The organism is Gordonia sp. (in: high G+C Gram-positive bacteria), assembly GCF_047606305.1.
Taxonomy (GTDB): domain Bacteria; phylum Actinomycetota; class Actinomycetes; order Mycobacteriales; family Mycobacteriaceae; genus Gordonia.
Genome location: NZ_JASGER010000021.1, coordinates 32,720 through 59,094 on the forward strand (window position 1 = coordinate 32,720; position 26,375 = coordinate 59,094).

The 26,375-nt window shown below is 70.9% G+C and carries 26 protein-coding genes and 1 pseudogene; 17 read left to right on the plus strand and 10 right to left on the minus strand.

Annotated elements, in window-relative coordinates:
* The first annotated feature begins 196 nt into the window (after positions 1 to 196).
* Positions 197 to 514 (plus strand): WhiB family transcriptional regulator, encoded by a 318-nt coding sequence (locus tag QM634_RS03530; RefSeq protein WP_415041392.1) that lies wholly within the window; start codon positions 197 to 199, stop codon positions 512 to 514.
* Between the two features lie 15 nt (positions 515 to 529).
* On the opposite strand, the gene QM634_RS03535 is transcribed toward QM634_RS03530, so the two are convergent.
* The gene (locus QM634_RS03535) at positions 530 to 1,648 is read right to left on the minus strand and encodes an ArsA family ATPase (protein WP_415041393.1); all 1,119 of its coding nucleotides are present in this window, start codon (positions 1,646 to 1,648) and stop codon (positions 530 to 532) included.
* Positions 1,649 to 2,680, minus strand: coding sequence for an ArsA family ATPase (locus tag QM634_RS03540; RefSeq protein WP_415041394.1), 1,032 nt, complete (start codon positions 2,678 to 2,680; stop codon positions 1,649 to 1,651).
* A gap of 71 nt (positions 2,681 to 2,751) precedes the next feature.
* On the opposite strand from QM634_RS03540, the gene QM634_RS03545 reads away from it, so the two are divergent.
* The 3 genes from QM634_RS03545 to QM634_RS03555 are packed head-to-tail and all read left to right on the plus strand — an operon-like array spanning position 2,752 to position 4,257.
* Complete coding sequence (locus QM634_RS03545) at positions 2,752 to 2,931, plus strand: hypothetical protein (protein ID WP_415041395.1); 180 nt, start codon at positions 2,752 to 2,754, stop codon at positions 2,929 to 2,931.
* Positions 2,932 to 2,935: 4 nt separating this feature from the next.
* The gene (locus tag QM634_RS03550) at positions 2,936 to 3,415 is read left to right on the plus strand and encodes a RidA family protein (protein ID WP_415041396.1); all 480 of its coding nucleotides are present in this window, start codon (positions 2,936 to 2,938) and stop codon (positions 3,413 to 3,415) included.
* Positions 3,412 to 4,257, plus strand: a complete 846-nt coding sequence (locus QM634_RS03555) for an MBL fold metallo-hydrolase (RefSeq protein WP_415041397.1) — start codon at positions 3,412 to 3,414, stop codon at positions 4,255 to 4,257. Before QM634_RS03550 ends, QM634_RS03555 begins: the two co-directional genes overlap by 4 nt.
* A 9-nt stretch (positions 4,258 to 4,266) precedes the next feature.
* Here QM634_RS03555 and QM634_RS03560 read toward each other — a convergent pair whose 3' ends face one another.
* Both QM634_RS03560 and QM634_RS03565 read right to left on the minus strand, forming a co-directional pair.
* Positions 4,267 to 4,941: a Crp/Fnr family transcriptional regulator gene (locus tag QM634_RS03560; RefSeq protein ID WP_415041398.1), complete on the minus strand. Its 675-nt coding sequence runs from the start codon at positions 4,939 to 4,941 to the stop codon at positions 4,267 to 4,269.
* Positions 4,942 to 5,078: 137 nt separating this feature from the next.
* Positions 5,079 to 5,225, minus strand: coding sequence for a hypothetical protein (locus QM634_RS03565; RefSeq protein WP_415041399.1), 147 nt, complete (start codon positions 5,223 to 5,225; stop codon positions 5,079 to 5,081).
* 268 nt (positions 5,226 to 5,493) lie between these two features.
* Between QM634_RS03565 and QM634_RS03570 the strand changes: the two genes are divergently transcribed.
* Genes QM634_RS03570 through QM634_RS03590 form a run of 5 tightly spaced genes read left to right on the plus strand, consistent with a single transcriptional unit; the run spans position 5,494 to position 9,335 of the window.
* Positions 5,494 to 5,820, plus strand: coding sequence for a hypothetical protein (locus QM634_RS03570; RefSeq protein ID WP_415041400.1), 327 nt, complete (start codon positions 5,494 to 5,496; stop codon positions 5,818 to 5,820).
* Positions 5,821 to 5,873: 53 nt separating this feature from the next.
* Positions 5,874 to 6,620 carry an endonuclease III gene (gene nth / locus QM634_RS03575; protein WP_415041401.1) on the plus strand — a complete coding sequence of 249 codons (747 nt, stop codon included), beginning with the start codon at positions 5,874 to 5,876 and terminating at the stop codon, positions 6,618 to 6,620.
* Entirely contained in the window at positions 6,617 to 7,300 is a 684-nt protein-coding gene (locus QM634_RS03580) for a TlpA family protein disulfide reductase (RefSeq protein ID WP_415041402.1), read from the plus strand. Before nth ends, QM634_RS03580 begins: the two co-directional genes overlap by 4 nt.
* The gene (locus QM634_RS03585; RefSeq protein ID WP_415041403.1) at positions 7,297 to 8,142 is read left to right on the plus strand and encodes an NUDIX hydrolase; all 846 of its coding nucleotides are present in this window, start codon (positions 7,297 to 7,299) and stop codon (positions 8,140 to 8,142) included. The genes QM634_RS03580 and QM634_RS03585 overlap by 4 nt, the downstream gene beginning before the upstream one ends.
* A complete protein-coding gene (locus QM634_RS03590) occupies positions 8,139 to 9,335 on the plus strand; it encodes a MarP family serine protease (protein ID WP_415041404.1) in 1,197 nt (398 codons plus the stop codon). The genes QM634_RS03585 and QM634_RS03590 overlap by 4 nt, the downstream gene beginning before the upstream one ends.
* A gap of 85 nt (positions 9,336 to 9,420) precedes the next feature.
* Here the strand turns inward: QM634_RS03590 and QM634_RS03595 are convergent, their stop codons facing one another.
* The 4 genes from QM634_RS03595 to QM634_RS03610 all read right to left on the minus strand — a co-directional run bounded on the left by QM634_RS03595 (position 9,421) and on the right by QM634_RS03610 (position 13,789).
* Entirely contained in the window at positions 9,421 to 10,350 is a 930-nt protein-coding gene (locus QM634_RS03595) for an alpha/beta fold hydrolase (RefSeq protein WP_415041405.1), read from the minus strand.
* A gap of 6 nt (positions 10,351 to 10,356) precedes the next feature.
* Positions 10,357 to 10,878: a phage holin family protein gene (locus QM634_RS03600; protein WP_415041406.1), complete on the minus strand. Its 522-nt coding sequence runs from the start codon at positions 10,876 to 10,878 to the stop codon at positions 10,357 to 10,359.
* Positions 10,879 to 10,938: 60 nt separating this feature from the next.
* On the minus strand, positions 10,939 to 12,876 hold the full coding sequence (gene acs / locus QM634_RS03605) for an acetate--CoA ligase (RefSeq protein ID WP_415041407.1): 1,938 nt from the start codon (positions 12,874 to 12,876) through the stop codon (positions 10,939 to 10,941).
* A 97-nt stretch (positions 12,877 to 12,973) separates the two neighbouring features.
* Positions 12,974 to 13,789, minus strand: coding sequence for a class I SAM-dependent methyltransferase (locus QM634_RS03610; protein ID WP_415041408.1), 816 nt, complete (start codon positions 13,787 to 13,789; stop codon positions 12,974 to 12,976).
* 80 nt (positions 13,790 to 13,869) lie between these two features.
* Here QM634_RS03610 and QM634_RS03615 point away from each other — a divergent pair, with 80 nt between their 5' ends.
* A complete protein-coding gene (locus tag QM634_RS03615) occupies positions 13,870 to 14,628 on the plus strand; it encodes an oxidoreductase (protein WP_415041409.1) in 759 nt (252 codons plus the stop codon).
* 333 nt (positions 14,629 to 14,961) lie between these two features.
* Here the strand turns inward: QM634_RS03615 and QM634_RS03620 are convergent, their stop codons facing one another.
* Positions 14,962 to 15,798: an HAD family hydrolase gene (locus QM634_RS03620; RefSeq protein ID WP_415041410.1), complete on the minus strand. Its 837-nt coding sequence runs from the start codon at positions 15,796 to 15,798 to the stop codon at positions 14,962 to 14,964.
* Positions 15,799 to 16,224: 426 nt separating this feature from the next.
* Here QM634_RS03620 and QM634_RS03625 point away from each other — a divergent pair, with 426 nt between their 5' ends.
* Genes QM634_RS03625 through QM634_RS03640 form a run of 4 tightly spaced genes read left to right on the plus strand, consistent with a single transcriptional unit; the run spans position 16,225 to position 20,917 of the window.
* Positions 16,225 to 17,190 carry an esterase/lipase family protein gene (locus QM634_RS03625; protein WP_415041411.1) on the plus strand — a complete coding sequence of 322 codons (966 nt, stop codon included), beginning with the start codon at positions 16,225 to 16,227 and terminating at the stop codon, positions 17,188 to 17,190.
* 15 nt (positions 17,191 to 17,205) lie between these two features.
* Complete coding sequence (locus QM634_RS03630) at positions 17,206 to 18,129, plus strand: SDR family NAD(P)-dependent oxidoreductase (protein ID WP_415041412.1); 924 nt, start codon at positions 17,206 to 17,208, stop codon at positions 18,127 to 18,129.
* On the plus strand, positions 18,126 to 19,769 hold the full coding sequence (locus QM634_RS03635; protein ID WP_415041413.1) for an AMP-binding protein: 1,644 nt from the start codon (positions 18,126 to 18,128) through the stop codon (positions 19,767 to 19,769). Before QM634_RS03630 ends, QM634_RS03635 begins: the two co-directional genes overlap by 4 nt.
* Before the next feature lie 20 nt (positions 19,770 to 19,789).
* On the plus strand, positions 19,790 to 20,917 hold the full coding sequence (locus QM634_RS03640) for a lipase family protein (protein WP_415041414.1): 1,128 nt from the start codon (positions 19,790 to 19,792) through the stop codon (positions 20,915 to 20,917).
* Positions 20,918 to 20,959: 42 nt separating this feature from the next.
* Here the strand turns inward: QM634_RS03640 and QM634_RS03645 are convergent, their stop codons facing one another.
* Entirely contained in the window at positions 20,960 to 23,560 is a 2,601-nt protein-coding gene (locus QM634_RS03645) for a LuxR C-terminal-related transcriptional regulator (protein ID WP_415041415.1), read from the minus strand.
* Between the two features lie 81 nt (positions 23,561 to 23,641).
* Here QM634_RS03645 and QM634_RS03650 point away from each other — a divergent pair, with 81 nt between their 5' ends.
* The 3 genes and pseudogenes from QM634_RS03650 to QM634_RS03660 all read left to right on the plus strand — a co-directional run.
* Positions 23,642 to 24,523: a DUF1295 domain-containing protein gene (locus QM634_RS03650; RefSeq protein ID WP_415041416.1), complete on the plus strand. Its 882-nt coding sequence runs from the start codon at positions 23,642 to 23,644 to the stop codon at positions 24,521 to 24,523.
* Positions 24,520 to 25,644: an FAD-dependent oxidoreductase gene (locus QM634_RS03655; RefSeq protein ID WP_415041417.1), complete on the plus strand. Its 1,125-nt coding sequence runs from the start codon at positions 24,520 to 24,522 to the stop codon at positions 25,642 to 25,644. The genes QM634_RS03650 and QM634_RS03655 overlap by 4 nt, the downstream gene beginning before the upstream one ends.
* A gap of 113 nt (positions 25,645 to 25,757) precedes the next feature.
* A pseudogene (locus QM634_RS03660) lies at positions 25,758 to 26,375 on the plus strand (hypothetical protein); the annotation flags it as partial.

The following is a 26,375-nucleotide window of genomic DNA, read 5'->3' on the forward strand; positions in this document are numbered from 1 at the left end:
CCGCCGCGAATGGTGTGAACAGGCGTGTTTGCTGCCAGTTAGCACGAATGTCCCAGTTTTTCGGCCCAGGTCTTGCTTTCTGGGCGGCGCCCTACATAGATTTGACGACGGGTGTGACCTACACAACAGCCGGGGGTCGGCAATGACCTGGGCAACGTCGTAGGGAATATGGATACAAGGCAGACAGGGGCTGGTAATGACGCCAACGACACTGACGACTGGGGAATCGGAAGCGCGACAGGCATGGGTGTCGCAGGCCAAGTGTCGAGGTGAGGATCCGGACCAGCTGTTCGTGCGGGGGGCCGCTCAGCGCAAGGCTGCGACCATCTGCCGGCACTGCCCGGTTCAGCTCGAGTGCGGCGCCGATGCGTTGGACAACCGCGTCGAGTTCGGCGTGTGGGGCGGGATGACCGAGCGTCAGCGCCGCGCCCTGCTGCGCCAGCACCCCGAAGTCACCTCCTGGGCGTCCTTCTTCGAGGCCCAGCGGCGCCGTCAGCGCGCCGACGTCGGCTGACCGGCCGAAGCGGCCTCAGCCGCGGGCGGTGATCTGTTCGGCCACCGCGCGCAGGGCCTTGGCGTCGGCCACCTCGAACGGCAGCGCCGGAACGCCGACGATCGGCACCTTCGGGTGCACGGTGGTGAACCGGCCCAACAGGTCCAATTCCCGACGACCCGTCTCCGCGCGCAGCGCGTGCACGTCCAACGCGCCCTTGGTGAGGTCGTCGTCCATCTTCTCCGCGGCGGCCGCGGCCGTGGCACCGGTGATGCTCGTGAGGCTCGGATGGGTGCGGTTCACGATCAGCCCCGCCAGCGGCATCCGCTCGGTGGAGAGCCGGTCGACGAAGAACGCGGCCTCGCGCAGGGCGTCGGGCTCGGGGGCGGCGACGACGGCGAACTGGGTGCCCGGCTGGTTGAGCAGCTCGTAGGTGCGCGCGGCGCGCTCCTGGAAGCCGCCGAACATCGAATCGAGTGACTGCACGAACGTCGCCACGTCGCGCAGGGTGTCCCCGCCGACGACCGTCGAGACGCCGCGCATGGCCAACCCCATCGCCCCGGTCACGACCTTGCCGACGCCGCGGCCGCCGCCGATCAGCATCTTGCTCAGCCGCCCGGACAGGAAGGAACCGAGACGCTGCGGGGCGTCGAGGAAGTCCAGCGCGTTCCGTGACGGCGGCGTGTCCACGACGATCAGGTCCCAGCGGTTCTCCTCGAGGAGTTTGCCGAGCTTCTCCATCGCCATGTACTCCTGCGTGCCGGAGAACGACGACGCGACCGTTTGGTAGAAGGAGTTCGCCATGATCGCCTCGGCGCGCTCGGGGGTCGAGTGCTCGAGCACCATCTCGTCGAAGGTGCGGCGCATGTCGAGCATCATCGCGTCGAGGGTGCCGGTACCGGTGAGCGGCTTGCCGTCCTCACCGGTGAGCGGCACCGGCTGTGGTTCGTTGGTCAGCGAGTCGACGCCGAGCGACTGCGCCAGGCGCTTGGCCGGGTCGATGGTCAGCACCGCGACCTTGCGCCCCTGCTCGGCGGCGAACAGGGCCATGGCCGCCGCCGTCGTCGTCTTGCCGACGCCGCCGGCGCCGCAGCAGATGACGACCTTCGTCGTGGGCGCCCGCAGGATCTGGCCCATCTTCAGCACGTCGGTCATCTACACGCCCGCCTCTCGCATCGCCTGTGCCAGCTCGTACACCGCGGCGGTGTCGTGACCGTTCAGGTTGGGCAGCTCCAGTGTCGCGATGGGTGCGCCGTCGGAGTTTTCGACCGAGTCCAGCTGGCCGGAGGCCACCTGTTGGGCCTGGTAGCGGATCGCATGCTCGATCGATTCGGTCAGCAGGCCGGCCAGGGCGTCCTGGTCGAGCTCGATGCCGGCCGTGGCCAGGTTGTCCTTGATGCGCGCGGCGTCGATGCGGCCTTCGGCGATCTCGTCGATCTCGTCGTCGGGCAGCAGTGCGGGGACCACCCGGTTGACGAAGATGGTGCCCACCCGCAGGTCTTTGCCGCGCAACTCGTCGACGGCCTCGATGGTCTCCTGGATGGGCATGGCCTCCAGCAGGGTGACGAGGTGGACCGCCGTGTCCGGCGAGTGCAGGAGCTTGGTAACCCCGTCGCTCTGGTTGCGGATCGGGCCGGTCTTGGTCAGGTCGGCCATCGCCTGCGTGACGTCCAGGAAGTTGCCGATCCGGCCGGTCGGCGGTGCGTCGACCACGACCGCGTCGTACAGGTTCCCGCCGGACTTGTCGGTGGCGATGATGCGCTCTTTGATCTTGCCGGTGAGGATGACGTCGCGCAGGCCGGGGGCGACGGTGGTGACGAAGTCGATGGCGCCGATACGCTTCATCGCGCGCCCGGCGAAGCCGAGGTTGTAGAACATGTCGAGGTATTCGAGCAGTGCGTGCTCGATGTCGATGGCCAGGCCGTACACCTCGCCGCCGGACACCGTGGCGATCAGGTCGTCGGTGGGCGGCAGCGGCGGCCGGTCGAAGAGCTGGGCGATGCCCTGGCGTCCCTCGACCTCCACCAGCAGCACCTTCTTGCCGCCCTGGGCGAGTGCGAGGGCCAGCGCCCCGGCGACGGTGGTCTTGCCGGTGCCGCCCTTGCCGGACACGAAGTGCAGGCGGGCCCGCTTCGCCGCGGGGGGCCAGGAGTGCGGAGTCGCGTCGTTACCGTCGTTGGTGACCACGACTGTAGAGCCTAGTGCCTCGTGTCTTGGATGTTGTCGCGACGTTGACACGGACCGATACGCTGGACGCTATGAGCGAGTCATCTTCTGTTTCCCGAGCGGCCTGGGAGTACGTGACCGTCCCCCTGCTGACCCATGCGACCAAGCAGATCCTCGACCAGTGGGGTGCCGACGGGTGGGAGCTCGTCAGCGTCCTGCCCGGTCCCACCGGGGAGCAGCACGTCGCCTACCTCAAGCGGATCAAGGACTAGGGCCGTGGCCAGCGCCTCGTGGTCGTCGCGGTTGTCCGAGCTCGGCGTGACCCTGCCGCCGGTGGTGCCGCCGCTGGCCGCCTACCAACCGGCGGTCCGCTCCGGCGACCACGTCTACACCTCCGGCCAGCTGCCGATGGTCGGCGGTGAGCTGATGTCGCGGGGCAAGGTGGCCGAGGGCGCCGAGGGCAACGTGACCCCGGAGGAGGCGAAGGCCGCCGCCCGTCAGGCCGCGCTCAACGCGCTGGCCGCGATCGACGACCTCGTCGGCATCGATTCGATCGTCCGCATCGTCAAGGTCGTCGGGTTCGTCGCGTCGGGCACCGGCTTCTCCGGCCAGCCCGGCGTCGTCAACGGCGCTTCCGAGTTGTTGGGGGAGATCTTCGGCGACGCCGGCCGGCACGCCCGGTCGGCGGTGGGCGTCTCCGAGCTCCCGATCGGCGCGCCGGTGGAGATCGAGTTGATCGTCGAGGTGGCGTCGTGAGCACCGAGACCGCCGAGGTCGACGAACCGTTGACCCATCCCGCGTACGGCGAGCTGCGGGAGGTCACCCCGTTCGCGTCGGTGCTGCTCTGCGACAACCCGGGCGCGATGGAGCTCGAGGGCACCAACACGTGGATCCTGCGGGCACCCGGTCATCCGGACTGCGTCGTCGTCGACCCCGGTCCGCGCAAGCACAAGAAGCACGTCAAAAAGATCGCCGGCAGCGGCAACGTCGTGCTGACGCTCATCACGCACCGGCACCACGACCACATCGGCGCGATCGGCGCGCTCTACAAGCGGACCGGCGCCCCGGTGCGCGCCAAGCTGAAGAGCCTCTGCCGCGACGGGCGGCCGCTGGTCGACCGCGAGGTCATCAAGGCCGCCGGGCTCAAGATCACCGTGCTGGCGACGCCGGGCCACACCGGTGACTCGACGAGCTTCCTCGTCGAGCACGACGGCCAGCGCGCCATCCTCACCGGCGACACGATCCTCGGTTCGGGCACCACCGTCCTCGACCCGCGCGACGGCGGGCTGCGCGACTACCTCAACTCGGTGAACCGGCTGATCGTCGAGGGCAGTGGGCCGATGGAGTCGGCGACGGTGCTGTTGCCCGGCCACGGTCCCGACCATCCCGATCTCGTTCCCGTCGCGCGCTTCTACAAGAAGCACCGCGAGGAGCGGCTCGATCAGATCCGCGCGACGCTGGAGTCGATGGGGGTCAAGCCGCGCGACGCCAAGCCGATGAAGGTCGTGCGACGGGTGTACTCCGACGTCGACAAGAAGCTGTGGCCGGCCGCGCGCATGTCGGTCAAGGCGCAGCTGGAGTATCTGCGCGAGGAGTAGCCGCGCGGGTCAGCGCGCGCGGCGCGCGAGACGCTCGGAGTCGGCGATCAGGACGCTCTTGCCCTCCAGCCGCAGCCAACCGCGCTGGGCGAAGTCGGCCAGCGCCTTGTTCACGGTCTCGCGGGAGGCGCCGACGAGTTGGGCGATCTCCTCCTGGGTGAGGTCGTGGGTGACGCGCAGGGCGCCGTTCTCCTGCGTGCCGAACCGCTGGGCCAACTGCAGCAGCTGCTTGGCGACGCGGCCGGGGACGTCGGTGAAGATCAGGTCGGCGAGGTTGTTGTTGGTGCGGCGCAGACGGCGGGCCAACACGCGCAGCAGCTGCTCGGCGATCTCCGGGCGGTCCTTGATCCACGCCTTGAGCGCGTCGCGGTCCATCGAGACGGCCTTGACCTCGGTGACGGTCGTCGCCGACGAGGTGCGCGGGCCCGGGTCGAAGATGGACAGCTCGCCGAACATGTCGGACGGTCCCATGATCGTGAGCAGGTTCTCTCGGCCGTCGGGCGAGCGTCGGCCGAGCTTCACCTTGCCGGTCTGGATGATGTAGAGCCGGTCACCCGGTTCACCCTCGTGGAAGATCACGTGGCCGCGCGGGAACTCCACGGGCTGGAGCTGCTGCGACAGCGCCGCTACTGCACTGGGCTCGACACCCTGGAAAATGCCGGCCCGGGCCAGTACCTCGTCCACTGTGAACCTCTCCTCAAAACGTCTCGTATCGCGTCACACATTGCCGGCGGACCAATGCCCACCCGCCACAAGAGCAAAGGCTACTGGAAATGCGACCCAAAATGTTGGATGGGTCACGTTTGCCGTGGGTGACCCGGTCAGCTGGCCCGACGGGCGCTGCTGCCGCCGATGGGGGTCGCGGGCAAGGTCGCCACGCTCGCCACATCGGGCTCCTCGGCCGGGGTGTGCCGCCCGACGAGCAGGGAGTCGACTTGATCGGGGCTGACGGCGCCAGAATCGCGCATTGCCAGTGCCTCTAGTTTCTCCATGCCGACGACGACGAGCATGAGAACCAGGGGAAACAGAATCGCCGCCAGTCCGTGCATGCGGACCAGTTAACAACAGCGGATCGGGGTCAAGCCAATAAATCTGGCAGTCGTCACTGCATCGTTACCGACCGTGCCCACTTTCTCGTCGACCGTGCCCAGATTTCCGTCGAGCGTGCCCACTTTCTCGTCGAGCGTGCCCAGAATTGCGTCGACCGTGCCCGCGCGCCGACTTATCGTCGTCGACATGCCCGACCAGCAGCCGCCCGACCGCTCCCTCCGATTGATGAGTGACTATTCATGTCGATGGCCGGTGTGGGGAGAGGAGACTGAGGACGAACTCGGCCTGTCCGACTCTCTTGCCGAAGACCTGCGCGACTGGCAGGAGTTCTTCAACGCCCGGTTCCACTGGGAGGACGGGTGGTCGTCGCCCGATGACGCGGTCGTCTACGAGCGCACCGGACGCGCGTTGCTGTCGCGCATGCACGCCGAACTGCCCGCGCACCACATCGAGCTCGACCTCTGGCCCGTGGGCGAGGGGAAGGTCGGGAGTTGGGAATTGACCGACCCGTGACCCGGCGCCGACCTTCGACACTGCAATCCGGGCACCCTCGCTAACCTGGGTTGGTGAGCACGCGTGGGAAGCCCGAGTCGCAGTTGGCGCTGGTGCGCCGGGCGCGGCGGATCAATCGGAAGCTGAGCATCGCGTTCCCGCACGTCTACTGCGAGCTGGATTTCACGAACCCGCTGGAGCTGTCGGTCGCGACGATCCTGTCGGCGCAGTGCACCGACGTCCGCGTCAACCAGACCACCCCCGCGCTGTTCGCCCGTTACCGCACGGCCGCCGACTACGCCGGCGCCAATCGCGCCGAGCTCGAGGAACTCATCCGGCCCACCGGCTTCTACCGGAACAAGGCCAACTCGATCATCGGCCTCGGTCAGGCGCTCGTCGAACGGTTCGACGGGGAGGTCCCGCACACGCTCAAGGAACTGGTGACGCTGCCCGGCTTCGGGCGCAAGACCGCGAACGTGGTGCTGGGCAATGCGTTCGACGTCCCCGGGCTCACCGTCGACACCCACTTCGGACGCCTCGTGCGCCGCTGGGGGCTGACCGAGGAGACCGATCCGGTGAAGGTCGAGAAGGTCATCGGCGAGCTCATTCCGCGCAAGGAGTGGACCGACTATTCGCATCGCGTGATCTTCCACGGTCGACGCGTCTGCCACGCGCGCAAGCCCGCCTGCGGAGTCTGCATCGTGGCCGGCGACTGCCCGTCGTACGGCGAGGGTCCGGTGGACAAGGAGACCGCCGCCAAGCTGGTGAAAGGCCCGGAGACCGAGCACCTGCTGGCGCTCGCCGGGATGGGCGAGTCGTGAAGGAGTCGACGCGCGAGGGCCTGCGCTCTCCGGTCTTCCGCTGGACGGTCGTGTTCGGCGTGCTGGTCGTCGCCTTTGCCGTCGCGGTCTGGCCCCGCACCGCGCCGGCCGACGACTCCGCCGCCCCGACCACCGCGTCGCCTCACCCGCTCCCGTCCTCGGTCGTCGACGCCGGCGAGATGGCATCCGCGCGGGCCAAGGCGGCCCTGCGACCGTGCCCGACGCCGAGCGGGCCCATGGGTGCGGCGTCGGTCCTGGCCGGTGTCGCCGTGACCTGCCTGGCCGACGGCCAGCAGATCGACGTCGGCGCGGCGACGGCCGGTCGCCCGCTGATCGTCAACTTCTGGGCCACCTGGTGCGGGCCGTGTCGTCGGGAGCTGCCGGTGCTCGCCGCGTTCGCCGACCGGGTCGGTGACAAGGCCACCGTGCTGGCCGTCCACGACAAGCAGGGCGCCGACGCCTACCTGGCGCTGGCGCTGCTGACCGAGATCGACGTGCACGTGCCCACGGTCCTGGACCAGACCGGGGCGATGGCGCGCGCCCTCGGGGTCCGGCAGGTCCTGCCGTCGATGGTGTTCGTGCGTGCCGACGGAACCGTCGCCGGCGCGCCGGTGCGCCTTTACGAGAACCCCGACCAACTGGCCGCCGACGCCCGCACCTATCTGGGGGTGCAGTCGTGAGCGACCTCCCCGCCGGGCACACCGTCGGCCCGCTCGTCGACGAGGCGCAGATCCCGCCGTGGTTGCGCACGTTGACCGACGATGTCGACGCGCTCACCGACATCGTGAACAGCCGCGGCGGCGACCGGGCCCGTCTGGCGCGGATGATCAAGTCGGCGCGCAACCGGCGGGCCGCGGCCGTGCTCATACTCTTCGCCGGTGGCTTCGACGCCGATCCGGCCTCCCCGGGTGGCCTGCCCGACGACGCCGAGGTGCTCCTGCTCGAGCGGGCGACGACGCTGCGCCAGCACAGTGGCCAGGTCGCCTTCCCCGGCGGCGCCCACGACGAGGGTGAGCCGTACCCCGTGCACACGGCATTGCGCGAGGCGCAGGAGGAGACCGGCCTGGACCCCGACGGGGTGCGGGTGCTCGCCAACCTGCCGTCGTTCTCGACGCTGCCCAGCCCCTTCGAGGTCGTGCCGGTCCTCGGCTACTGGGAGACGCCGAGCCCGGTGCGGGCGGTCGACGCCGGCGAGACCGCCCGCGTCGCCCGGATCCGCATGCGCGAGCTGCTCGACCCCGCCAACCGCTTCCAGGTGCGTCGCGACTTCCTGGGCGGGCGCGTCTACCAGGGGCCGGCGTTCATGGTCGACGGCCTGTTGGTGTGGGGTTTCACCGGTGGCCTGCTCGCCGCGATCAGCGTCGCGTCGGGGTGGGAGCTGCCGTGGGACACCGACGACGTGCGGCCGCTCGACGACGCGATCGCGGCGGCCAAGTCGTCGCAGGAGCACGGCCTTCCGCTGGACCTGCCCTTCCCGCCCGATCGCGACGACTTCCACGGACCCGCGGAGGAGGGGCGGTGAACGCGGGTCTGGTCATCGACATCGTGCTCGCCGCGATCGTCCTCATCGCCGCCGTCTCCGGATTCCGGCAGGGGGCGCTGGCGTCGGCGATGTCGTTCATCGGTCTGGTGATCGGTGCGCTCGCCGGCATCCTTGTCGCGCCGCGCGCGATCTCCGGGATCGAGGACGGCCGCACGCGGATGATCGCGGGCATCGCGATCCTCGTCGTACTGGTCGTCGTGGGCGAGATCGCCGGGATCGTGCTGGGGCGCTGGTTGCGCGAGCGGTTGCGCACCTCGCCGGCGCGGTTCCTCGACAGCGCCGTCGGGATGCTGCTGCAGGCGGTGACCGTCCTCGCGGCGGCCTGGTTGCTGGCCAGTCCCATCCGCGACTCGTCGCTGGCCCCCGCCGCCGACGCGGTGGAACATTCGCGCATCTTGACCGCCGTCGGAGATGTGGCACCCCGGTGGCTCGCCGGTGTTCCGGACCGCTTCCGCACCCTGCTCAACGACTCCGGTCTGCCCGATGCGATCGGTCCCTACGGCCGGACGACGATCAACCCTGTTGATCCGCCGAATGCCGGACTGTCGCGGGCGCCCGCGGTGGAGCAGGCGCGCGGATCGGTCGTGAAGATCCGCGGCGAGGCACCGTCGTGCCAACGGGCCCTGGAGGGCAGCGGGTTCGTCTTCGCCCCCGAGCGGATCATGACCAACGCGCACGTCGTCGCGGGGACGTCGCGGCTCACCGTCACCGCGGGCGAGCGGTCGCTGCCGGGGCGGGTGGTCCTGTTCGATCCGCGGGTCGACGTCGCCGTCATCGACGTGCCCGGCTTGACGGAGAGGCCGCTGCGTTTCGCCGATCGCACGGTCGACGCGGGAGGCGACGCGATCGCGCTCGGCTACCCCGAAGACGGCCCGTTCACGGCCAGTCCGCTGCGGGTCCGCGGTCGGGTCAACCTCTCCTCGCCGGACATCTACGGCGGTGAGGCGAGTCGTCGTGAGGCGTACACGCTGCGCGGATCGATCCGACAGGGCAACTCCGGCGGGCCGATGATCACGCCCGGCGGCGAGGTCGCCGGGATGATCTTCGGGGCGAGTGAGAAGGCCGACGACGAGACCGGCTTCGCGCTCACCGCGGGCGAGCTGCGCGAGCAGGTGACCCGCGGCGGTGAGGCCGAGTCGACCGTCGCGACTGGTGCCTGCGTGGTCGGTTAACGCCCACTCGATGCAATTTCACCGCCCACTCGGCGAGATTCACCGCCCACTCGGCGGGGGTTGGGACGGGGAGTCCACTCGGCGGTCAGGCAAGCCAGTCGAGCAGGAGCTTGGTGGTGCGCTCGGGCTGCTCTTCGTGGACGAAGTGCCCCGCGCCCGGCACGTGCCAATAGTCGAAGGCCGGTGCCCACGGACTGCTGGCGACCATCGTCGACTCGGTGATGTAGTGGTCGTCGCGGCCGCGCAGCGCCAGGACCGGGACGCCGACGGGCTGGTCCATCAACTCCATGAACCGGGCGCCGTCCGGCCGGAACTGCGAGCGATAGGCCCAGCGCTGGTACTCCAGCGAGCAGTGCGCGACACCGGGGATCTGCACCGCTTCGCGGTTGCGGGCGAGCACCTCGTCGAAGTCGCGGGTCTCCTGCCACCGCTGTCCGGCGCGATCACGGAAGTAGTCGACGAGGAAGGCGCCGTCGTGGCGGGTGAGCTGGCGCTCGCCGAAGCGCGGCAGCTGTTTGTAGAGGAAGCCGCCCAGGAACGCCGACCGCTGCGTCTTGTTGCGCAGCACCTCGCGCCGCAGCGCCCGCGGGTGCGGTGAGGCGAGGACGGCGATGCGGGAGACGACGCGCGGGTGCAGGGTCGCCGTGCCCCAGCAGACGAGTCCGCCGTCGGCGTGCCCGACCAGCGTCGCCGACGTGTGGCCGAGCGACCGGATCAACCCGTGGGTGTCACCGGCGAGCGTCCACCCGTCGTAACCGCGCGGCGGCTTGTCGGAGTCGCCGTAGCCGCGCAGGTCGACCGCGACGGCCCGATAGCCCGCCTCGGTCAGGGCGGCCAATTGGTGGCGCCAGCTCCACCAGAACTCGCCGAAGCCGTGCAGCATCAGGACGAGCGGTGCATCGGCCGGGGCCCGCGGATCGGCCTCCACGGCGTGGAAGCGCAGCCCGTTGGCGCGGACGTCGAGGTGGTGCCACGGCCCGTCGAACCGGACGACGGAGGGGTCGGGGGCGGGCACGACGGGTCAGTGCTCGCGCGCGGGCGGCAGCGCGGAATGGGCCCCGGGGCCCTCGAACTGCGTCTGGCCCGGCAGGACTTCCTTCAACGACGAGACGGACTCCATGGTCTTCTCGGGCTTCTTGAGCTTGGTGAACAGCTTGTACCCGAAGAACCCGGCGACGGCGGTGATCAGCAGCAGCAGCAGGAACACGATGCCGAAGGCCGCCCAGGCGGGCAGCCAGATCATCAGCAGGGCGCCGAGGAAGATGAAGAAGAACAGGCTCGTATAGAGCAGCATGACGCCAGCGGCGGCCAACAGGCCCGAGCCCGCACCGGCCTTCTTGGCCTCTTTGGTGATCTCGGCCTTGGCCAGGGCGATCTCCCCGCGGAACAGCGTCGACACCTGCGCGCTGGCGTCCTTGACGAGATTGCCGATGGTCGGGTCCCCGCTCGGGCCGGCGTTGGCGTCCGACAGCGGGATCGCCGGTACCGGCCCGGTCGGCCCGGAAGCCACCGTCGTCTGCGCGCGCTGCTTTCTACGGTTCACATCGTCCTCCGTGGTGGTTACCCCGGCTATGTTGCCATGCCGGGTTGCGGGCGGAACCGGCTACCGCTGACGGCTGCGGATGTTCTCGAACACCGACGGGTCGACCAGCGTCGAGGTGTCGCCGAGTTCGCGGCCCTCGGCGACGTCCTTGAGCAGGCGGCGCATGATCTTGCCGGACCGGGTCTTGGGCAGTTCCGGCACGACGTTGACCTCGCGCGGCTTGGCGATCGGGGAGATCTCCGTCGCGACGTGGTTGCGCAGGTCCGTCTCGAAGGAGTCGGGCAGCGAGTCGACCCCGCCGCGCAGGATCACGAAGGCGACGATGCCCTGCCCGGTCGTCGCATCCGACGCGCCGATGACGGCGGCCTCGGCGACGTCGGGGTGGCTGACCAATGCCGACTCGACCTCGGAGGTGGAGATGCGGTGGCCGGACACGTTCATCACGTCGTCGACGCGACCGAGGACCCAGAGGGCGCCGTCGGAGTCGTAGCGCGCGCCGTCGCCGGCGAAGTACCAGCCCTGCTCGGCGAACCGGGACCAGTACGTCTCCCGGAACCGGTCGTCGTCGCCCCAGATGCCCAGCAGCATCGACGGCCACGGCTGGTCGAGCACCAGGTAGCCCTGCTCGCCACGCGGGGTGTCGTTGCCCTCGTCGTCGACGATCCGTGCGCTGATCCCCGGCATCGGCCGCATCGCCGCACCGGGTTTGGTGGCGGTCACCCCGGGCAGCGGCGAGATCATGCAGGAGCCGGTCTCGGTCTGCCACCAGGTGTCGACGATCGGGCAGCGGTTGCCGCCGATCACGTCGCGGTACCAGCGCCACGCCTCAGGGTTGATCGGCTCGCCGACGCTGCCCAGCAGCCGCAGCGACGAGAGGTCGTGCGCGTCGGGGATGGCGCGGCCCCACTTCATGAACGTGCGGATCAGGGTCGGCGCCATGTAGTAGATGGTGACGCCGTACTTCTCGATGACCTGGAAGTGGCGGTGTTCGTTGGGGGTGTTCGGGGTGCCCTCGTAGAGGATCTCCGTCGCGCCGTTGGAGAGCGGGCCATAGACGATGTAGGTGTGGCCGGTCACCCAGCCGATGTCGGCGCCGCACCAGAAGACGTCGCGGCCCTCCTTGTGGTCGAAGACGTTGTGGAAGGTCGAGCTCGTCTGGGTCAGATAGCCGCCCGAACCGTGCACGATGCCCTTCGGCTTTCCGGTGGTGCCGGAGGTGTACAGCAGGAACAGCGGGTGGTTCGAGTCGAAGAACTCGGGGTCGTGCTCGGGCGAGGCCTCCTCGACGGTGTCGTCCCACCAGACGTCGCGGCCCTCGACCCAGTTCAGGTTCGGGTCGTGGTTGGTGCGCCGGACTACCACAACGTGCTCGACCGACTTCGCCGCGTCGTCGCCGGTGCCGAGGGCCTCGTCGACGGACGCCTTGAGGGGTGCGGGCTCGCCGCGCCGGTACTGGCCGTCGGTGGTGACGACGAGCTTGGCCTCCGCGTCATCGACGCGTGAGCGCAGCGCCTTGGCGGTGAAACCGGCGAAGACCACCGAGTGGGTGGCGCCCAGGCGCGCGCAGGCGAGCATCGTGATGATCGCCTCGGGCACCATCGGCATGTAGATGGCGACCCGATCGCCGGCGCGCACACCCAGGTTGGTGAAGGCGTTGGCGGCCTTGCACACCTCGTCCTTGAGCTGGGCGTAGGTGATGTCGCGGGAGTCGCCGGGCTCGCCGACCCAGTGCAGGGCCACGCGGTCGCCCTTGCCGGCGGCCACGTGCCGGTCGACGCAGTTGACCGCGACGTTCAGCTTCCCGCCGGGGAACCACTTGGCGAACGGCGCATTCGACCAGTCCAGGACGTCGGTGAAGTCGGTGTCCCAGTCCAGCCGCCGCGCCTGCTCGGCCCACCATTCGAGGCGGTCGGCATCGGCCTTCGCATAGATCTCGGGGGTGGCGTTGGCCTGGGCGACGAACTCCGGTGACGGCGGGTAGACGGCGGTATCAGACATAGTTGTGAGCGTAGTCACGGTCACCGGGGGCGCGCAGCGATGCGGCCAAGATCTGATGCGGCCAAGATCTGCCCGGCCGTGCACCGCTCGGTGAGGGTCATTCGGCGAACCGGGCGAAGGTCACCGACGGTCGCAGGTTCTTCAGCACCGGCGCGTAGGCCAGCGGGCGCAACACTGGGTTGCCCCAGGCGCCGCGGCCCTTGGGCATCGCCACGTCCTGCGTGCTGACGATCCGGGGGATCCGCTGCGGGATGGCGGCGGCACCGGCCAGGTTCAGCGAGAACGGCATCGGCGGCGTGCGGTAGCGGTCGGACAGGTTGAGGCCGGAGAGGGTCTTCTTGGAGAACCACGAGGGGATCGAGTCGAAGAACAGGCTGCCGCCGGGGAAGCGGGCGGCGAGGTCGGTGAGCAGGTTCCACACGTCGTCGGGCTCGAAGTACATGAACAGGCCTTCGGCGATGATCAGGACCGGCTGCTCGTCGGGGACCCGGTCGAACCAGGACCGGTCGAGCGCGGAGGTCGGGCACTCGATGATCCGCTCCTCGCGGGGCAGGAGGCGTCGGCGCACCGCCATCACCGGCTCGAGGTCGACGCTGACCCATCGGACCGTCGGATCCTGCACCCGCCAGAAGCTCGTCTGCAGGCCCTCGCCGAGGTTGACGACCGCCGCACCCGGGTGGCGGGCCAGGTGCTCGCGCGCCGCGGCGTCGGCGGCCAGGGCGCGCAGCGCGTGCGTCTGGCTGGGCCGGCCGAACTTGTCGTAGTCGTAGTCGATCGTCTCGTAGAGCTCGACGGCGAGCGGGTCGTCGATGATCGGATGCGGACGCTTGGCCTCCTCGGCACGGTTGCGCAGCGTCCACAGCGTCGTCGCGGACACGCCCTCGAGGGTGTTCCCGTCCACCGTGGGGGCCATGGCACTCTCCTTCGTCGACCGTCTGCTTAGGTAAGCCTAACCCGGCGGGGCCGACCTGGGTAGGCCGTAGTCTGATGGCCATGTCCAGCCACCCGCTCGCCGCGCTCGTCGAGTTGCCCGGCGTGGCCGAGGCGGCCGACCGGGCGCGCGACGCCCTCGCCGCCGTGCACCGCCATCCGGCGAACCTGCGCGGGTGGCCCTCGACCGCGCTCGAGGCATCGTGGCGGGGTGGTCGGTCGTCGGCGGCGATCGACGGTGGAAGCGTCGAGCTGCGCCGCGACGGCGACTACGACGACCCGCTGCTCGCCGGTGCGATGCGCGTGGCGCAGGCGCTCGACGGGGACTCGCTCGAGCAGCTCGTCGGCGTGTACCGCCGGGCACCGGCGCAGGCCCTGGCGCGCCTGCACGTGCTGGCCGCCGCCGACCTCGTCGACGATCCGGGGGAACTGGGGCGCCCACGGCCCGGCGCCAGTACGCGCCTGGACCTGTTGACCCAGGTGATCACCGCACCGGCGACGGTGCCGGCGCCCGTGGTCGCCGCGGTCGTCCACGGCGAGCTGTTGGCCCTGGCGCCCTTCGGCCACGCGAACGGGATCGTCGCGCGCGGCGCCTCCCGGTTGTCGTGCGTCGCGACCGGCTTGGATCCGCACAACCTCGGCGTCCCCGAGGTCGCGTGGCTCAAGCGACCGGCCGACTACCACCGCGCGGCGGCGCGGTTCGGCGAGGGGACCGCCGACGGCGTCGGGGAGTGGATCCTGCTGTGCTGCGCGGCGCTCGAGGCCGGTGCCGCCGAGGCCGCGTCGATCGCCGACGCCGCCCGCCCGCGGACCCAGAAATAGGGGGCCCGAGACAGCGCTGCGGGCGGCGACCGAATGGTCACCGCCCGCATAGCACGGGCCCAAGTTACCAAGCGTGCTTGGTGGGTTGTGGTCTCACCTCGGCGAATCGAGTGCCGACCGGCCGCCTCGCGGCGGTTGCCGACCATTCGCAGGTGCACAACGCTTCTGCCTCTGTAGCGGCGCGCTCCGCGTGGGTGCTTGCCGCCCGTGCTGGGAATTCCGGTCGGGGATTCGTTCCTTCTCTTCCGGGTCGGATCTGGCCTTCCGGGCTTCCGTACCCATAGTTCTACTACGTGACCCAGATCACATCAAGCGTTTGCGGCCTACAGATTTTCAGAGGCGATTGTGTGCGGGTAGCCGCTTGCGCAACCAGCCGTAGTAGAAGACCGCACCGATCGCGGCGACCCCGGCGCCGGCGGCCGCGGAGACCGCGAGTGTGCGCGGCGACGGGGTGAGGCGGTCGGACAGTCCGACGGGCCGGTCCCACGCCAGGATCGGCCAGCCGTTGGCGGTCGCGGCCTTGCGCAGCCCCCGGTCGGGGTTGACCGCCGCGGGATGCCCGACGGCGGCGAGCATCGGCAGGTCGGTGATGGAGTCGGAGTAGGCGTAGCACTCGGCCAGGTCGTAGCCGGCCTCGTCGGCGACCTCCCGCATCGCCTGCGCCTTGGCCTCGCCGTAGCAGTAGAACTCGAGCTCGCCGGAGTACCGCCCGTCGACGACCGCCATCTTGCTGGCCCGCACCGCGTCGACGCCGAGCATCTCGCCGATGGGGGCGACCATCTCCATCCCCGACGCCGAGATCAGCACGACGTCGTGGCCGCGCGCCTGGTGGTTGGCGATGAGCTCGGTGGCCTCGGCGAAGACGAGCGGCTCGACGATGTCGTGCAGCGTCTCGTCGACGATCGCGTTGATCTGGTCGACCGGCCATCCGCGGCACATGTCGGTGACGTGCGCGCGAAGCTTCTCGACCTGGTCCTCGTCGGCGCCGGTCAGGGTGAACAGGAGTTGGGCGTAGGCGGACTTGATCACCGACCGCCGGTTGATCAGGCCGCCCGAATAGAACGGCCGGGTGAAGGCGAGCGCGCTGGATCGGGCGATCACCGTCTTGTCCAGGTCGAAGAACGCGGCGACGCCGCGACGCCCGCTCGCGGGTTTGACGGCAGAGTCCACCCCTCGAGCGTACGGCCGGAAAAGCTTGGTGGCAGGGCTCTTTCGCAGAACGTGGCAACACGTTCATTGTTATTGCAAACGTCCCAGAACCAAGCGTATGCTCAGTCGTACCCGGTGCATAACCGGGTCTTTTCAGCCCGACCCCCCGGGGCTGAAAAGCGATGACCCCGGCCTTCTCCCCCCATTGGCCGGGGTCGTCCTCTGTCAGCGGCTCGCTTCGGACTGTGGTCCGGTTCAACCGCCGCCCCCGATGCCCGGCCGTTCCGGTCCCCGCCGAGGTCTCGCCGCATGCCTACTTAGACGCATCCGAGGTCTCCCCGGTTCCCCCGAATCGCGAAAGATTCTGGCAGCGCGCGTTGTCCAATCCGGCCCGTGGACCGGCGGTAGCCGTTAGATTCCCGGTGTTGGCACAGACAAGGGAGAGTCATGACAGCCAGGTTCGGCAATCGGGGGCGAGTCCTCGGAGCACTACTCGCGATGGCGACCGGGGCGTCGGTGGCCCTGGCCGCGGCGCCGGCCCAAGCGGCCCCGAAGTATCCGGAGAACTACAACTTCTTCTCCGGCATCCCGGATGAACTGATCAACCACGGCGGCTCGCTGCCGGGGACCAACAAGAAGGTGTGCAAGCCGCCGGCCGCCCACCCGCGCCCGGTCGTCCTGGTGCACGGCACCGGCGGCGGGCAGCAGACCAATTGGGGCGCCTACGGAGCGATGCTGGCCAACCGCGGCTACTGCGTCTTCGCCCTCACCTACGGCGCGCTGCCCCTGCCCTGGCCGGCGACCGCCGTCGGCGGGATGCTGCCGATCGAGGATTCGGCGCGGCAGCTGCGCACCTTCATCAACGGCGTGCTGGCCCGGACCGGCGCGCAGACCGTCGACATCATCGGCCACTCGCAGGGCACGTTCATGCCGACGTACTACATGAAGTACCTGGGCGGGGCGTCGAAGGTCACCAACTACGTCTCGCTCGCGCCGCTCTGGCACGGCACCTCCGGCGACCTGATGGTTCCGGTGTCGAGGTTCCTCGGCTCCCTCGGCGCCGGCGACCGGTGGATGCCGGTCGGCCAGGCGCTCAGCCAGATGCTGCCCGGCTCGGCGATGGTGGACAAGATCTGGCGCGGCGGCTCCCCGTACGTCAAGGGGGTCAACTACACCAACATCACCACGCGCTACGACGAGCTGGTCCTGCCGTACACCAGCGGCATCCAGCCGGCCGGCCGCTCGGGGGCGAAGGTCCGCAACATCGTCGTGCAGGACACCTGCCCGACGGACTACAGCGACCACATGGCCATCGCCGGCTCCAAGCGCGCCGCCTTCATGGCGCTCAACGCACTCGACCCCGAGCACCCGGTCAAGGTGCCGTGCATGGTCGTGCCACCCTTCACCGGATAGGCGGATAATGCGGTCATGACCGAGATGCGAATGGACGAGCGGGTGGCGCTGGCCGCCGTCGGCCCGCCGATGGAATACGACTCCAAGCGGATCCGACGGGCGGTGCAGGGCAAGGTCGTCGTCGTCACCGGGGCGTCGTACGGGCAGGGTGAGGCGACGGCCAAGCTGCTCGCCGCGCACGGGGCGATCGTCGTCCTGGCGGCGCGCACCCGACCCAAACTCGACGAGGTCGCCTCCGAGATCATCCTCGCCGGCGGTCAGGCGCACACCTACGCCGTCGACATGGGCAACATGGCGGCCGTCGACGGGTTCGCCAAGCAACTCCTCAAGGACTTCGAGCGGATCGACGTCCTGATCCACAACGCGGGGAAGTCGTTGCGGCGCTCGGCCTTCCGCAGTGCCCTGCGACCCCAGGACATGGAGTCGATGGTCGGGGTGAACTTCCTGGGCCCGATGCGCCTGACGCTCGCCCTGCTGCCGCGGATGCGCGAGCAGGGCGGCGCCCACATCGTCAACATCGCGACCGCCGGTGTGCTGATGCCGAACGCGCCGCGGTGGGGCTTCTACATCGCGTGCAAAGAGGGCTTCGACAAGTGGATCCGGTCGGTGGCGATGGAGTCGCGCAACTACGGCGTCACCGTCACGAGCCTGTACGCCGGACACATCAAGAGTCGGATGGTCGCCACCGGTTGGGTCGCCGCGATGCCCGGGCACACGCCCGAGCAGGCCGCGCGGACCGTCGCCTACGCGATCACCCGTCGCCCGCGGACGATGGCGCCGCGCGGGATGCGCGCGCTGAATCTCGCCAGCACGGTCTTCGAAGGCCCGCTGGAACTGGCGCTGTCGCTGGTCGACCGGCGCTCGGGGGAGACCAAGGCCTCCGACGCCGCCTTCGCCGCCGCGATGGGCAAGGGCGTCAGCGGCAAGGCCGACGTGTGAGCGCAGACCCCACCCACAGCGGCGTCCGAGGCGACGCACGACAGTGGTTGGGGGCGGCCACGGCGATCGCGACGTCGGGGGTGCTCAGGCCGCCCGGGCCGCGCGCCGCCGTCCGGCTGGCCCGCGCGGTCTACCGATACGGGTCGACGCCGGCGGCCCTCGTGGCGATCGCCGCCGCACGGTTCCCCGACCGTCCGGCCGTCGTCGACGAGTTCGGGTCGATCACCTACCGCGAGGTCGTCGACGCCGCGTCGGCGGTGGCGGCCGACATCCGCGCGGCCGGCGGTGGCCCGGGCGGCGCCGTGGGCCTGCTCTGCCGCAACCACCGGGGCTTCATCGTCGCCCTGGCGGCGGCCGCGCAGACCGGTGCGGACGTCGTGTCGATCAACACCGAGGTGCCGGCCGCGCAGCTCGCCGCCCTGTTGGCCCGGCACGACCTGGACGTCCTCATCCACGACGACGAGTTCTCCGCCGCCATCGCCGACTCCGGCTGGCGCGGCCACGCGATCCTCGCCGATCCGGACGCCGCCGGGCACTCCCTCTGGTCGCTCGCCGCCGACCCGCCGCCCCCCGTCCCGCCGTCGCGCACGTCCGGGAAGACGGTGCTGCTGACCTCCGGCACGACCGGTCTGGCCAAGGGGGTGCCGCGCACGATCGGCGCGTCGGCGATCGTTCAGCTCGCGGCGACCGGCGTCGCGCACGTCGACCTGCGACCGGGTGACGTCGTCTACGTGGCGCCGCCCTTCTTCCACGGGTTCGGGATCCTCGCGCTGGTGGGGACCGTCGCGGTGGGCGGCACCGTCGTGTGTCGTCGCCGCTTCGACGCCGAGGCCGCACTGGCGGACATGCGCCGCCACCGGGCGACGGTGCTGATCGCGGTGCCGGTCATGCTGCAGCGCCTGGTCGCCGTGCCCGATGTCGCGAACGAGGCCGCCGACATCCCGCTGCGGACCGCGGTGACCGGTGCCGCACCCATCACCACCGCGACCGTGCGCGCCTTCCAGCGGGCGTTCGGCAACATCCTGGTCAACGGCTACGGCTCGACCGAGGCGGGCGTCGTGTCGATCGCGTCGCCGGCCGATCTCGCCGCGGCACCGTCGGCCGCGGGTCGGCCGGGCCTGGGTGTGTCCATCCGGATCGTCGACGACGACGGTGCGCCGGTGCCGGTGGGAACCAGTGGGCGAATCGTCGTGCGCGGTCCCCTCGACTACGACGGCTACACGCCCGACCCGGCGCTGCGGTCGACCGCCAAGCCGGTGCTCGACGGTCACGTGGACACCGGCGACCTGGGGCACCTGGATGCGAGCGGTCTTCTCTTCATCGACGGGCGCAGTGACGACATGGTCGTGTCCGGCGGGGAGAACGTCTTCCCGCGGGAGGTCGAGGACGTGCTCACCGACGTCCCGGGGATCGCCGACGCGGTCGTCCTCGGTGTCGACGACGAGGAGTTCGGCCAGGTGCTCGCGGCCTTCGTCGTCGCCGACGGGGCGGTGACCGACGACGGGGTGCGAAACGCTCTGCGTCAACGGTTGGAGCGCTACAAGATCCCCAAGACGATCACCCGCGTCCCCGCGATCCCCCGCAACGCGGCCGGCAAGGTGCTCAAGGCCGATCTGCTGGAAAACTTCCCGGTACCGTAGGTATCACATACCATCAGTCCATGGCTGAACCGCTCACGACCGCCGCCGATGGGGCCGGGCGACTGCTCTCCTATCGGCCGACCCGTGCGCGCATCGTGCCGGGGGTGCGGATGAAGGCGCAGGCCTGGCACATCCGGTACACGACGACCGCGGCCACCGGCGAGCTGATCGAGGTGACCGGCACCGTCCTGCGCCCGACCAACGAGCCGGCGGCGGCACTGGTCGGCTATGCCGTCGGCAGTCAGGGGCTCGCGCCCCGGGTGGCGGCGCTGTCCGCCCAGCTCCGCCTCGGCGTCGAGTACGAGGCCTCGCTCATCTCCGCCGCCCTGCGACACGGCTGGGTGCTGGCCCTGCCGGACTACCCGGGTCTGGGCGACGGCGGCGCGCGGTTGCACCCGTACGTCGTGGGTCGCGCGCTCGGGCCGAGTGTCCTGGACTGCGTCCGCGCCGCCCGGCAGCTGCCCGAGGCGGGTGCCGAGGGCCTGCCCGTCGCGATCACCGGCTACTCGGAGGGCGGCTGTGCGGCCGGATGGGCGCTGCAGATGCAGCCGGACTACGCACCGGAACTGCCGCTCGTCGCCGGTGCGGCCGGTGGCGTGCCCGCCGACATGATGGCGCTCTACGAGTTCCACGAGCGCAGCGCTTTCTCGTTCTTGCTGATGTACACGCTGCTCGGACTGGGCAGCGCCTACCCGGAGCTCGACGTCGACCGCTTCCTCACCCGGCGCGGCCGCTGGCTCGCCCGCTACTTCCGACGCACCCACCTGCTGGTCGCGATCGTTTCCGGCTTCTTCCTGACCGCCTGGCGCGACATCGCCAAGGCGGCGAACCCGCTGCCCTTCGACGACCCGCAGGTACGCGCCCGCATCGAGGAGAACCGCCTGGGCGCGACCGCGCCGGGGGTGCCGGTGCTGGTCGGTGCGGCGACCCTCGACCAGGCGATCGCCTACCCCCAGGTGCAGGCGCTGGCGCAGGAGTGGACGGCCGCCGGTGGCGATGTGACGTTCAGCCGGATGCGCGGCTGCGAGCACATCGCCGGCGGAGTGGTCTACCACCGTCGCGCCAACACGTTCCTCGCGCAACACGTGCGCGCCGCGGCCGCGACCCCGAGCGGCACGACGAAGACGAAGCGACTGCGCTCGGCCTGACTTCTCGCCGAGCGTGCCCAGATTCTCGTCGAGCGTGCCCAGTCAGGGCGCGAGTTCGGCGAGTGCGGCGCGGCTTTCGCGGTTGGTCTTGGCCATCGCGCGGTAGACGTGCCCTTCGACGGTGCGTTTGGAGACCTCGAGCAGCTCGGCGATCTCCCGGTTGGTCAACCCGCGGGCCACCAGCTCGACGACCTCCCATTCGCGCGCCGTCAGCCCGATCGGGGCCGCCAGTGCCCGCAGCGCCGGGGTGGTGAACCCGTTGTCGTCGGCGAGGCGACGGGCCGTGTCGGCCGCGTCGCGGGCGCGGCTCCGACGTCCCTCGGTGGCATAGGCGACCGCGGCCTGCGCGGCGGCGTCCGCTGCGGCGATCCGGTCGCCGAGGTCGGACCAGGCCCTCGACGACGCCCACAGGCCGTCCCCGTCGTGCTCGCCCAGCGCATGGGCATGATCGGCGGCGATGCCGGCTCGCGGCCCGTCGACGATGCCGGCGAGTTCGCGGAGTCGGGCGTGGACGGTCGGGTCGCCCCACCGGGCGGCGGTGTGCAGGGCGAGCACCTCGTCGCCGAACGCGCATCGTTCGCGCGCGACCGCCGCCGACTCGTGCGCCCGTTTGAGGGCATTCGACACCTCGCCGCCGGCCGCGCTCACCCAGCCGCGGGACAGAAGGAGTTCGGAGTCGAAGTAGGCGAGCGCGGACGCGGGGCATTCGGCCACCCACCGTTGGTGTTCGAGTGCCCGCTCGGTGTCGCCGGTGAGTGCGTACAGCAGCGCCAGTTGGGTGCGGCAGGCGTACTCCCAACCCGGTGTGGCGGTGGGGTCGGCGGCCAGACGGGCCACCACCCCGCGCACGCAGTCGGCCGCCTCGGTGGCCTCGCCGCGGAAGTAGGCGGCGCACCCGCGCAGGTAGGTCGTGAGGGTGCGGGCGAAGCCGGGCAGGTCGTCGGCCTCAGTGCTGTAGGTCTCGGCGATGTGGTTCACCGCGGCCAGGTCGCCCGCGACGGCCCGCGCGCGGAGCTCGACGGCCATGAGGGTGTAGCGGATCGATCCGGGGACGCTGACGGCCGCGTCGTCGTGCGCACGCCGGCGATACTCGTCGATCTCGTCGGCGCGGCCGGTGGCCCCGAGGCTGATGGTGCGCCCGATCGCGCCGAAGATGTGCGGCATCCCGCTCAACCCCGGATCGGCCAGGGCCTCGGCGGTGTAGCGCAGGGCGTCCTCGTACCGCCCCAGATACGCGGCGAAAGATCCGCGCAGGGCGGTGAACACCGACGGGTTCGATCCGGGTGGGGCCGCGGCGAGCGCGTCGGCGACGATCTGCTGCGCCTCCTGCGGCCGCTGCAGGACCCAGAACCGGTTGCCGGCATACATATAGGTCAGCAGCATCGACTCGTCGGCCGACAGCCCGTGCCGTGCCAGCAGGTCCGCGATCGCGGCATCGGCCTCGGCGCCCTGGTTGCCGGTGGTCAGGTGATAGGTCAGCATCATCTCGGCCGGGAACCCGCCGCCGGCGTCGATGGCGGCACGCGTCAGGGTGATGGCCAGGTCGGTGTCACACCAGGCCGACGCCGCGCCCGCCCCGGCGAGGTAGAGGTCGGCCGGGTGCTCGCCGCCGGACTCCATGGCGGCGACCGCGCGGATCATGGCGTCGCGCGGACTGCCGCTGGGGTGCGCGCCGAGTGCATCGGCCACCGCGCCGTGCAACCGGGAGCGGCGCAGCCGGCCCATGTGCTGCAGCCGCACCTCGGCGTAGAGGGGGTGCACCAGGCGGGCCGTCGGCGGTTCTCCGTCGACGACGATCAGCCCGTCGCGGCGGGCCTGCTCGACGACTTCCGGCGACACCCCCGGGACGGCGGTCAGCGCCGCGAGCGGCAGGGAACCGGCCAGCGCCAGGACGTCGACGAGATCGGCCACGGCGCCGTCCAGCCGCTCGAGTTGTCGGCCGATCAGCTCGGTGAGCGATTCGGCGATCGACGGTCCGCCGCGCCACACCCATTCCCCGCCGTCGCGGGTCAGCCTCCCCGACGCCTGGTCGGCGCCGGTGATCTCCCGTATGTAGAGCAGGTTGCCGGCGGTGAGCCGCCACAGATCTTCGACGGCCTGTCGCGGCAGGCGCCCGCCCAGGACCTGGTGCAGCAGGTCGGCCGTCGCGTCGAAGCCCAGCGAGCGCAGGTCGACGCGGTCGACCGTGGGCTCGCGGTCGAGGGCCAGGATGGGATCGGGTGCCGAGTCCAGGTTGCGCACGGCGACCACGACGAAGGCGAGGCGCCGGGTCGCGAGGCGGCCCACGACCATGGCCGACGCGTCGTCGATCCACTGCGCGTCGTCGACCAGGACGATCGGACCGGGGCCGCTGGACTCGCCGGCGATGGCGGTCACCGTGGCTTCGATCAGGGCGGCCGGGTCGGGTGGCGCCGCACCGAGCCAGGCGGCGGTCGCGCCGAAGGGGATGTCGCGGGTGGCGGCGAAACCGGTGATCCGCACGACGCGGCGCCCCGGTTCGGTGGCGGCGAACTCTTGCAGCAACCGGGACTTGCCGACGCCGGGTTCGCCGGTGACGACCACTCCGTTCGCCTGCGAGCGCACGGCGCCGAGCAGTGCCTTCAGCTCGGCGTCCCGCCCCGTCAACGGCCAGTCGGTGACCACGGTCGGAGTCTAGTTTCCGCGCGTGCGCCGAGAGGCGATAACCGGCCGGGAACACCGCCGCTTCGGGGTACTCTCGCCCGGATGAGCAAAGGTGCCTCACTGGGCAGGATCGCCGTCGCCTACGTCGTCGCATTCGCCGCGGCGACCGCCTGGCTGGTGGTCGGTCCGGACACCCCCTGGTTGTGGTTGGACGCGCTGATCGCGGACGTGATCGCGACGCTGCTGATCTTCGTGGCGAGTCGGCTGCACGCGAACTCGAGCTTCTACGACGCCTACTGGAGTGTGCTGCCGCCCTACCTCGCGCTGTACTGGTGGATCGCCGGCGGCCAGGGCATCGGCGACGTGCGCGCCTGGCTGATCCTGATCGTCATCGTGCTCTGGGCGGTGCGGTTGACCGGCAACTGGGTGTACTCGTTCCCGGGTCTGCACCACGAGGATTGGCGCTATCCGATGATCCGGCAGCAGGCGGGTCGTCACGGCACGGCGGCGGACCTGGTCGCCATCCACCTGATCCCGACCTTCCAGGTCTTCCTCGGGCTGCTGCCGGTGTACGTCGCGCTGGTGCGACCCGCCCGCGGGATCGGCTGGCTCGACTGGCTCGCACTCGTCGTCGGCCTCGGCGCGGTGGCCCTCGAGCTGGTCGCCGACACCCAGATGCACCGCTTCGTCCGCACCCGCCAACCGGGCCAGGTGATGGATCAGGGGTTGTGGGGTCGGTCGCGCCACCCCAACTACCTCGGCGAGATCGGCTTCTGGTTCTCCCTCGCGCTGTTCGGCATCTCGGCGTCGCCGCATGATTGGTGGTGGCTGCCGGTCGGCACCCTCCTGATGATCGCGATGTTCCTGGGCGCGAGCATCCCGATGATGGAGAAGCGCAGCCTGGAACGCCGACCGACCTACCAGGATGTGATCGACCGGGTCCCCAAACTCGTACCCGGTGTGCGCCGACGGACGTCGGGGTGAGGTCGCCGGCGCGAGTCGTCATCGCCGGCCTCGGCGACAGCGGCCTGTTGACCGCCACGCACCTGGCGGGGCACCGACGGACGGTGGAGGTCGTCGGCGTCTCCGCCAAACCCGGTCTGGTCAGCGGTCAGGAGCTGGGCATGAGACTGGCCCGCCCCGACGAGTGGGCGCGCGACTACCGGATCGGCTTCGACCGGTTCCGCCGACTCACCGGCGTGCGCACCGTGCACGGCGAGCTGTCCGGGCTGGACCTCGACGACCGCCGGGTTGCCGTTCACCTGCCCGACGGCCAGACCCGGCACGAGCCCTACGACGTGCTGGTCATCGCCACCGGTGTCACCAACGGGTTCTGGCGCCGACCGGGTCTGCAGACTGACGACGACGTCACCGCCGAGCTGGCCGACGCGCATGAGCGGCTGGCGTCGGCGTCGACGGTGGTGGTGATCGGCGGGGGAGCGGCGGCGGTGAGCAGCGCGCTGCAGATCGCGCTCCGCTGGCCCGCCACCACAGTCGCCCTCTGCTTCCCCGGTGACCGCGCCCTGCCCCGCCACCACCGGCGGACCTGGGACCACGTGCGCCGCCGACTCGTCGCCGCCGGCGTCGACCTGCGGCCGGGGCATCGGGCACAGTTCCCCGACGGCGAGCCGCCCGCGCAGATCACCGCGGGACCGGTCTCCTGGGCGACCGGCCAGCCCGACACCGAGGCCGAGGCCGTCCTGTGGGCGGTCGGCCGGGTTCGACCGAACACCGGCTGGCTGCCGGGTGAACTGCTCGACGACGACGGTTTCGTCCGCGTCGGACCCACGCTGCAGACGCCCACCCGTCCGGAGGTCTTCGCCGTCGGCGACGTCGCGGCCACCGACTCGTTGCGGTCGTCGGCGCGCAACCGGGCCGACAAGCTGCTGGCGGCCAACATCCTCGCCCACCTGGGTGGCGGCCGGATGCGCGACTACCGTCCGCCGCGCAGCCGGTGGGGATCGGTGCTGGGGGTCGAGCCCGACGGTCTGCGCGTGTTCGCGCCGTCGGGCCGCCCGTTCCGCTTCCCGGCCTGGACCGTGCACTCGCTTCTGCAGCCGTGGATCGTGCGCCGCGGCATCTACGGCGGCGTGCGCGGGCAGTAGCCGCACGTCGAAACCGGCACGACGTATCCACAGTTCGGCGCCATCCCCAGGCCGGTGTCGTTCCGCCGTCGCGCCGCCCGCACCGGACGGAACCGCGGTCGACGATGGGGCGCATGAACGAGCTCCTGATGATGGTCGGCGCCGACCTCGCCGACGACGTCGGGCGCTGTGCCGCCGCGGCCGGCTACCGGGTGCTCGCCGGAGGCCCCGCCGACGCCGAGTGGCTGCGCGCCGACGCCGTCGTCGTGGATGCCGAGGCCCTCGACCGTCTGGCCGCAGCACCGCCCGCGCGTCGCAGTGCGGTCTTCCTGGTGTGCGCGGTCGACGCGCCACCGCGGGTGTGGCAGACCGCGATGGCGGTCGGGGTCGGCGAGGGCTTCGCCTTGCCCGCCGACGAGGAGGGACTCGTCACCGCCCTCACCGAGGTGCGCGCCCCGGCGCGGACCGACGGACGGGTCCTCGCAATCGTCGGCGGGCACGGAGGGGCGGGGGCGACGACGTTGGCCGCGGCGACGGGGCTGGTCGCCGCCGGGCACTGGTTCGGACGCGGGGTCCTGTTGATCAGCCCGGACGCAGTCGGCACCGGGGTCGACCTCATGCTCGGCATCGAGGACGCCGACGGCCCCCGCGCCCGCGACCTGAACGCGGCCGGCGGCCGCATCGGCCACGACGCCCTGCACGACGCGCTGCCCCACCTGCGCGGGGTCACGGTCCTGGCCGCCGGTGGTGGC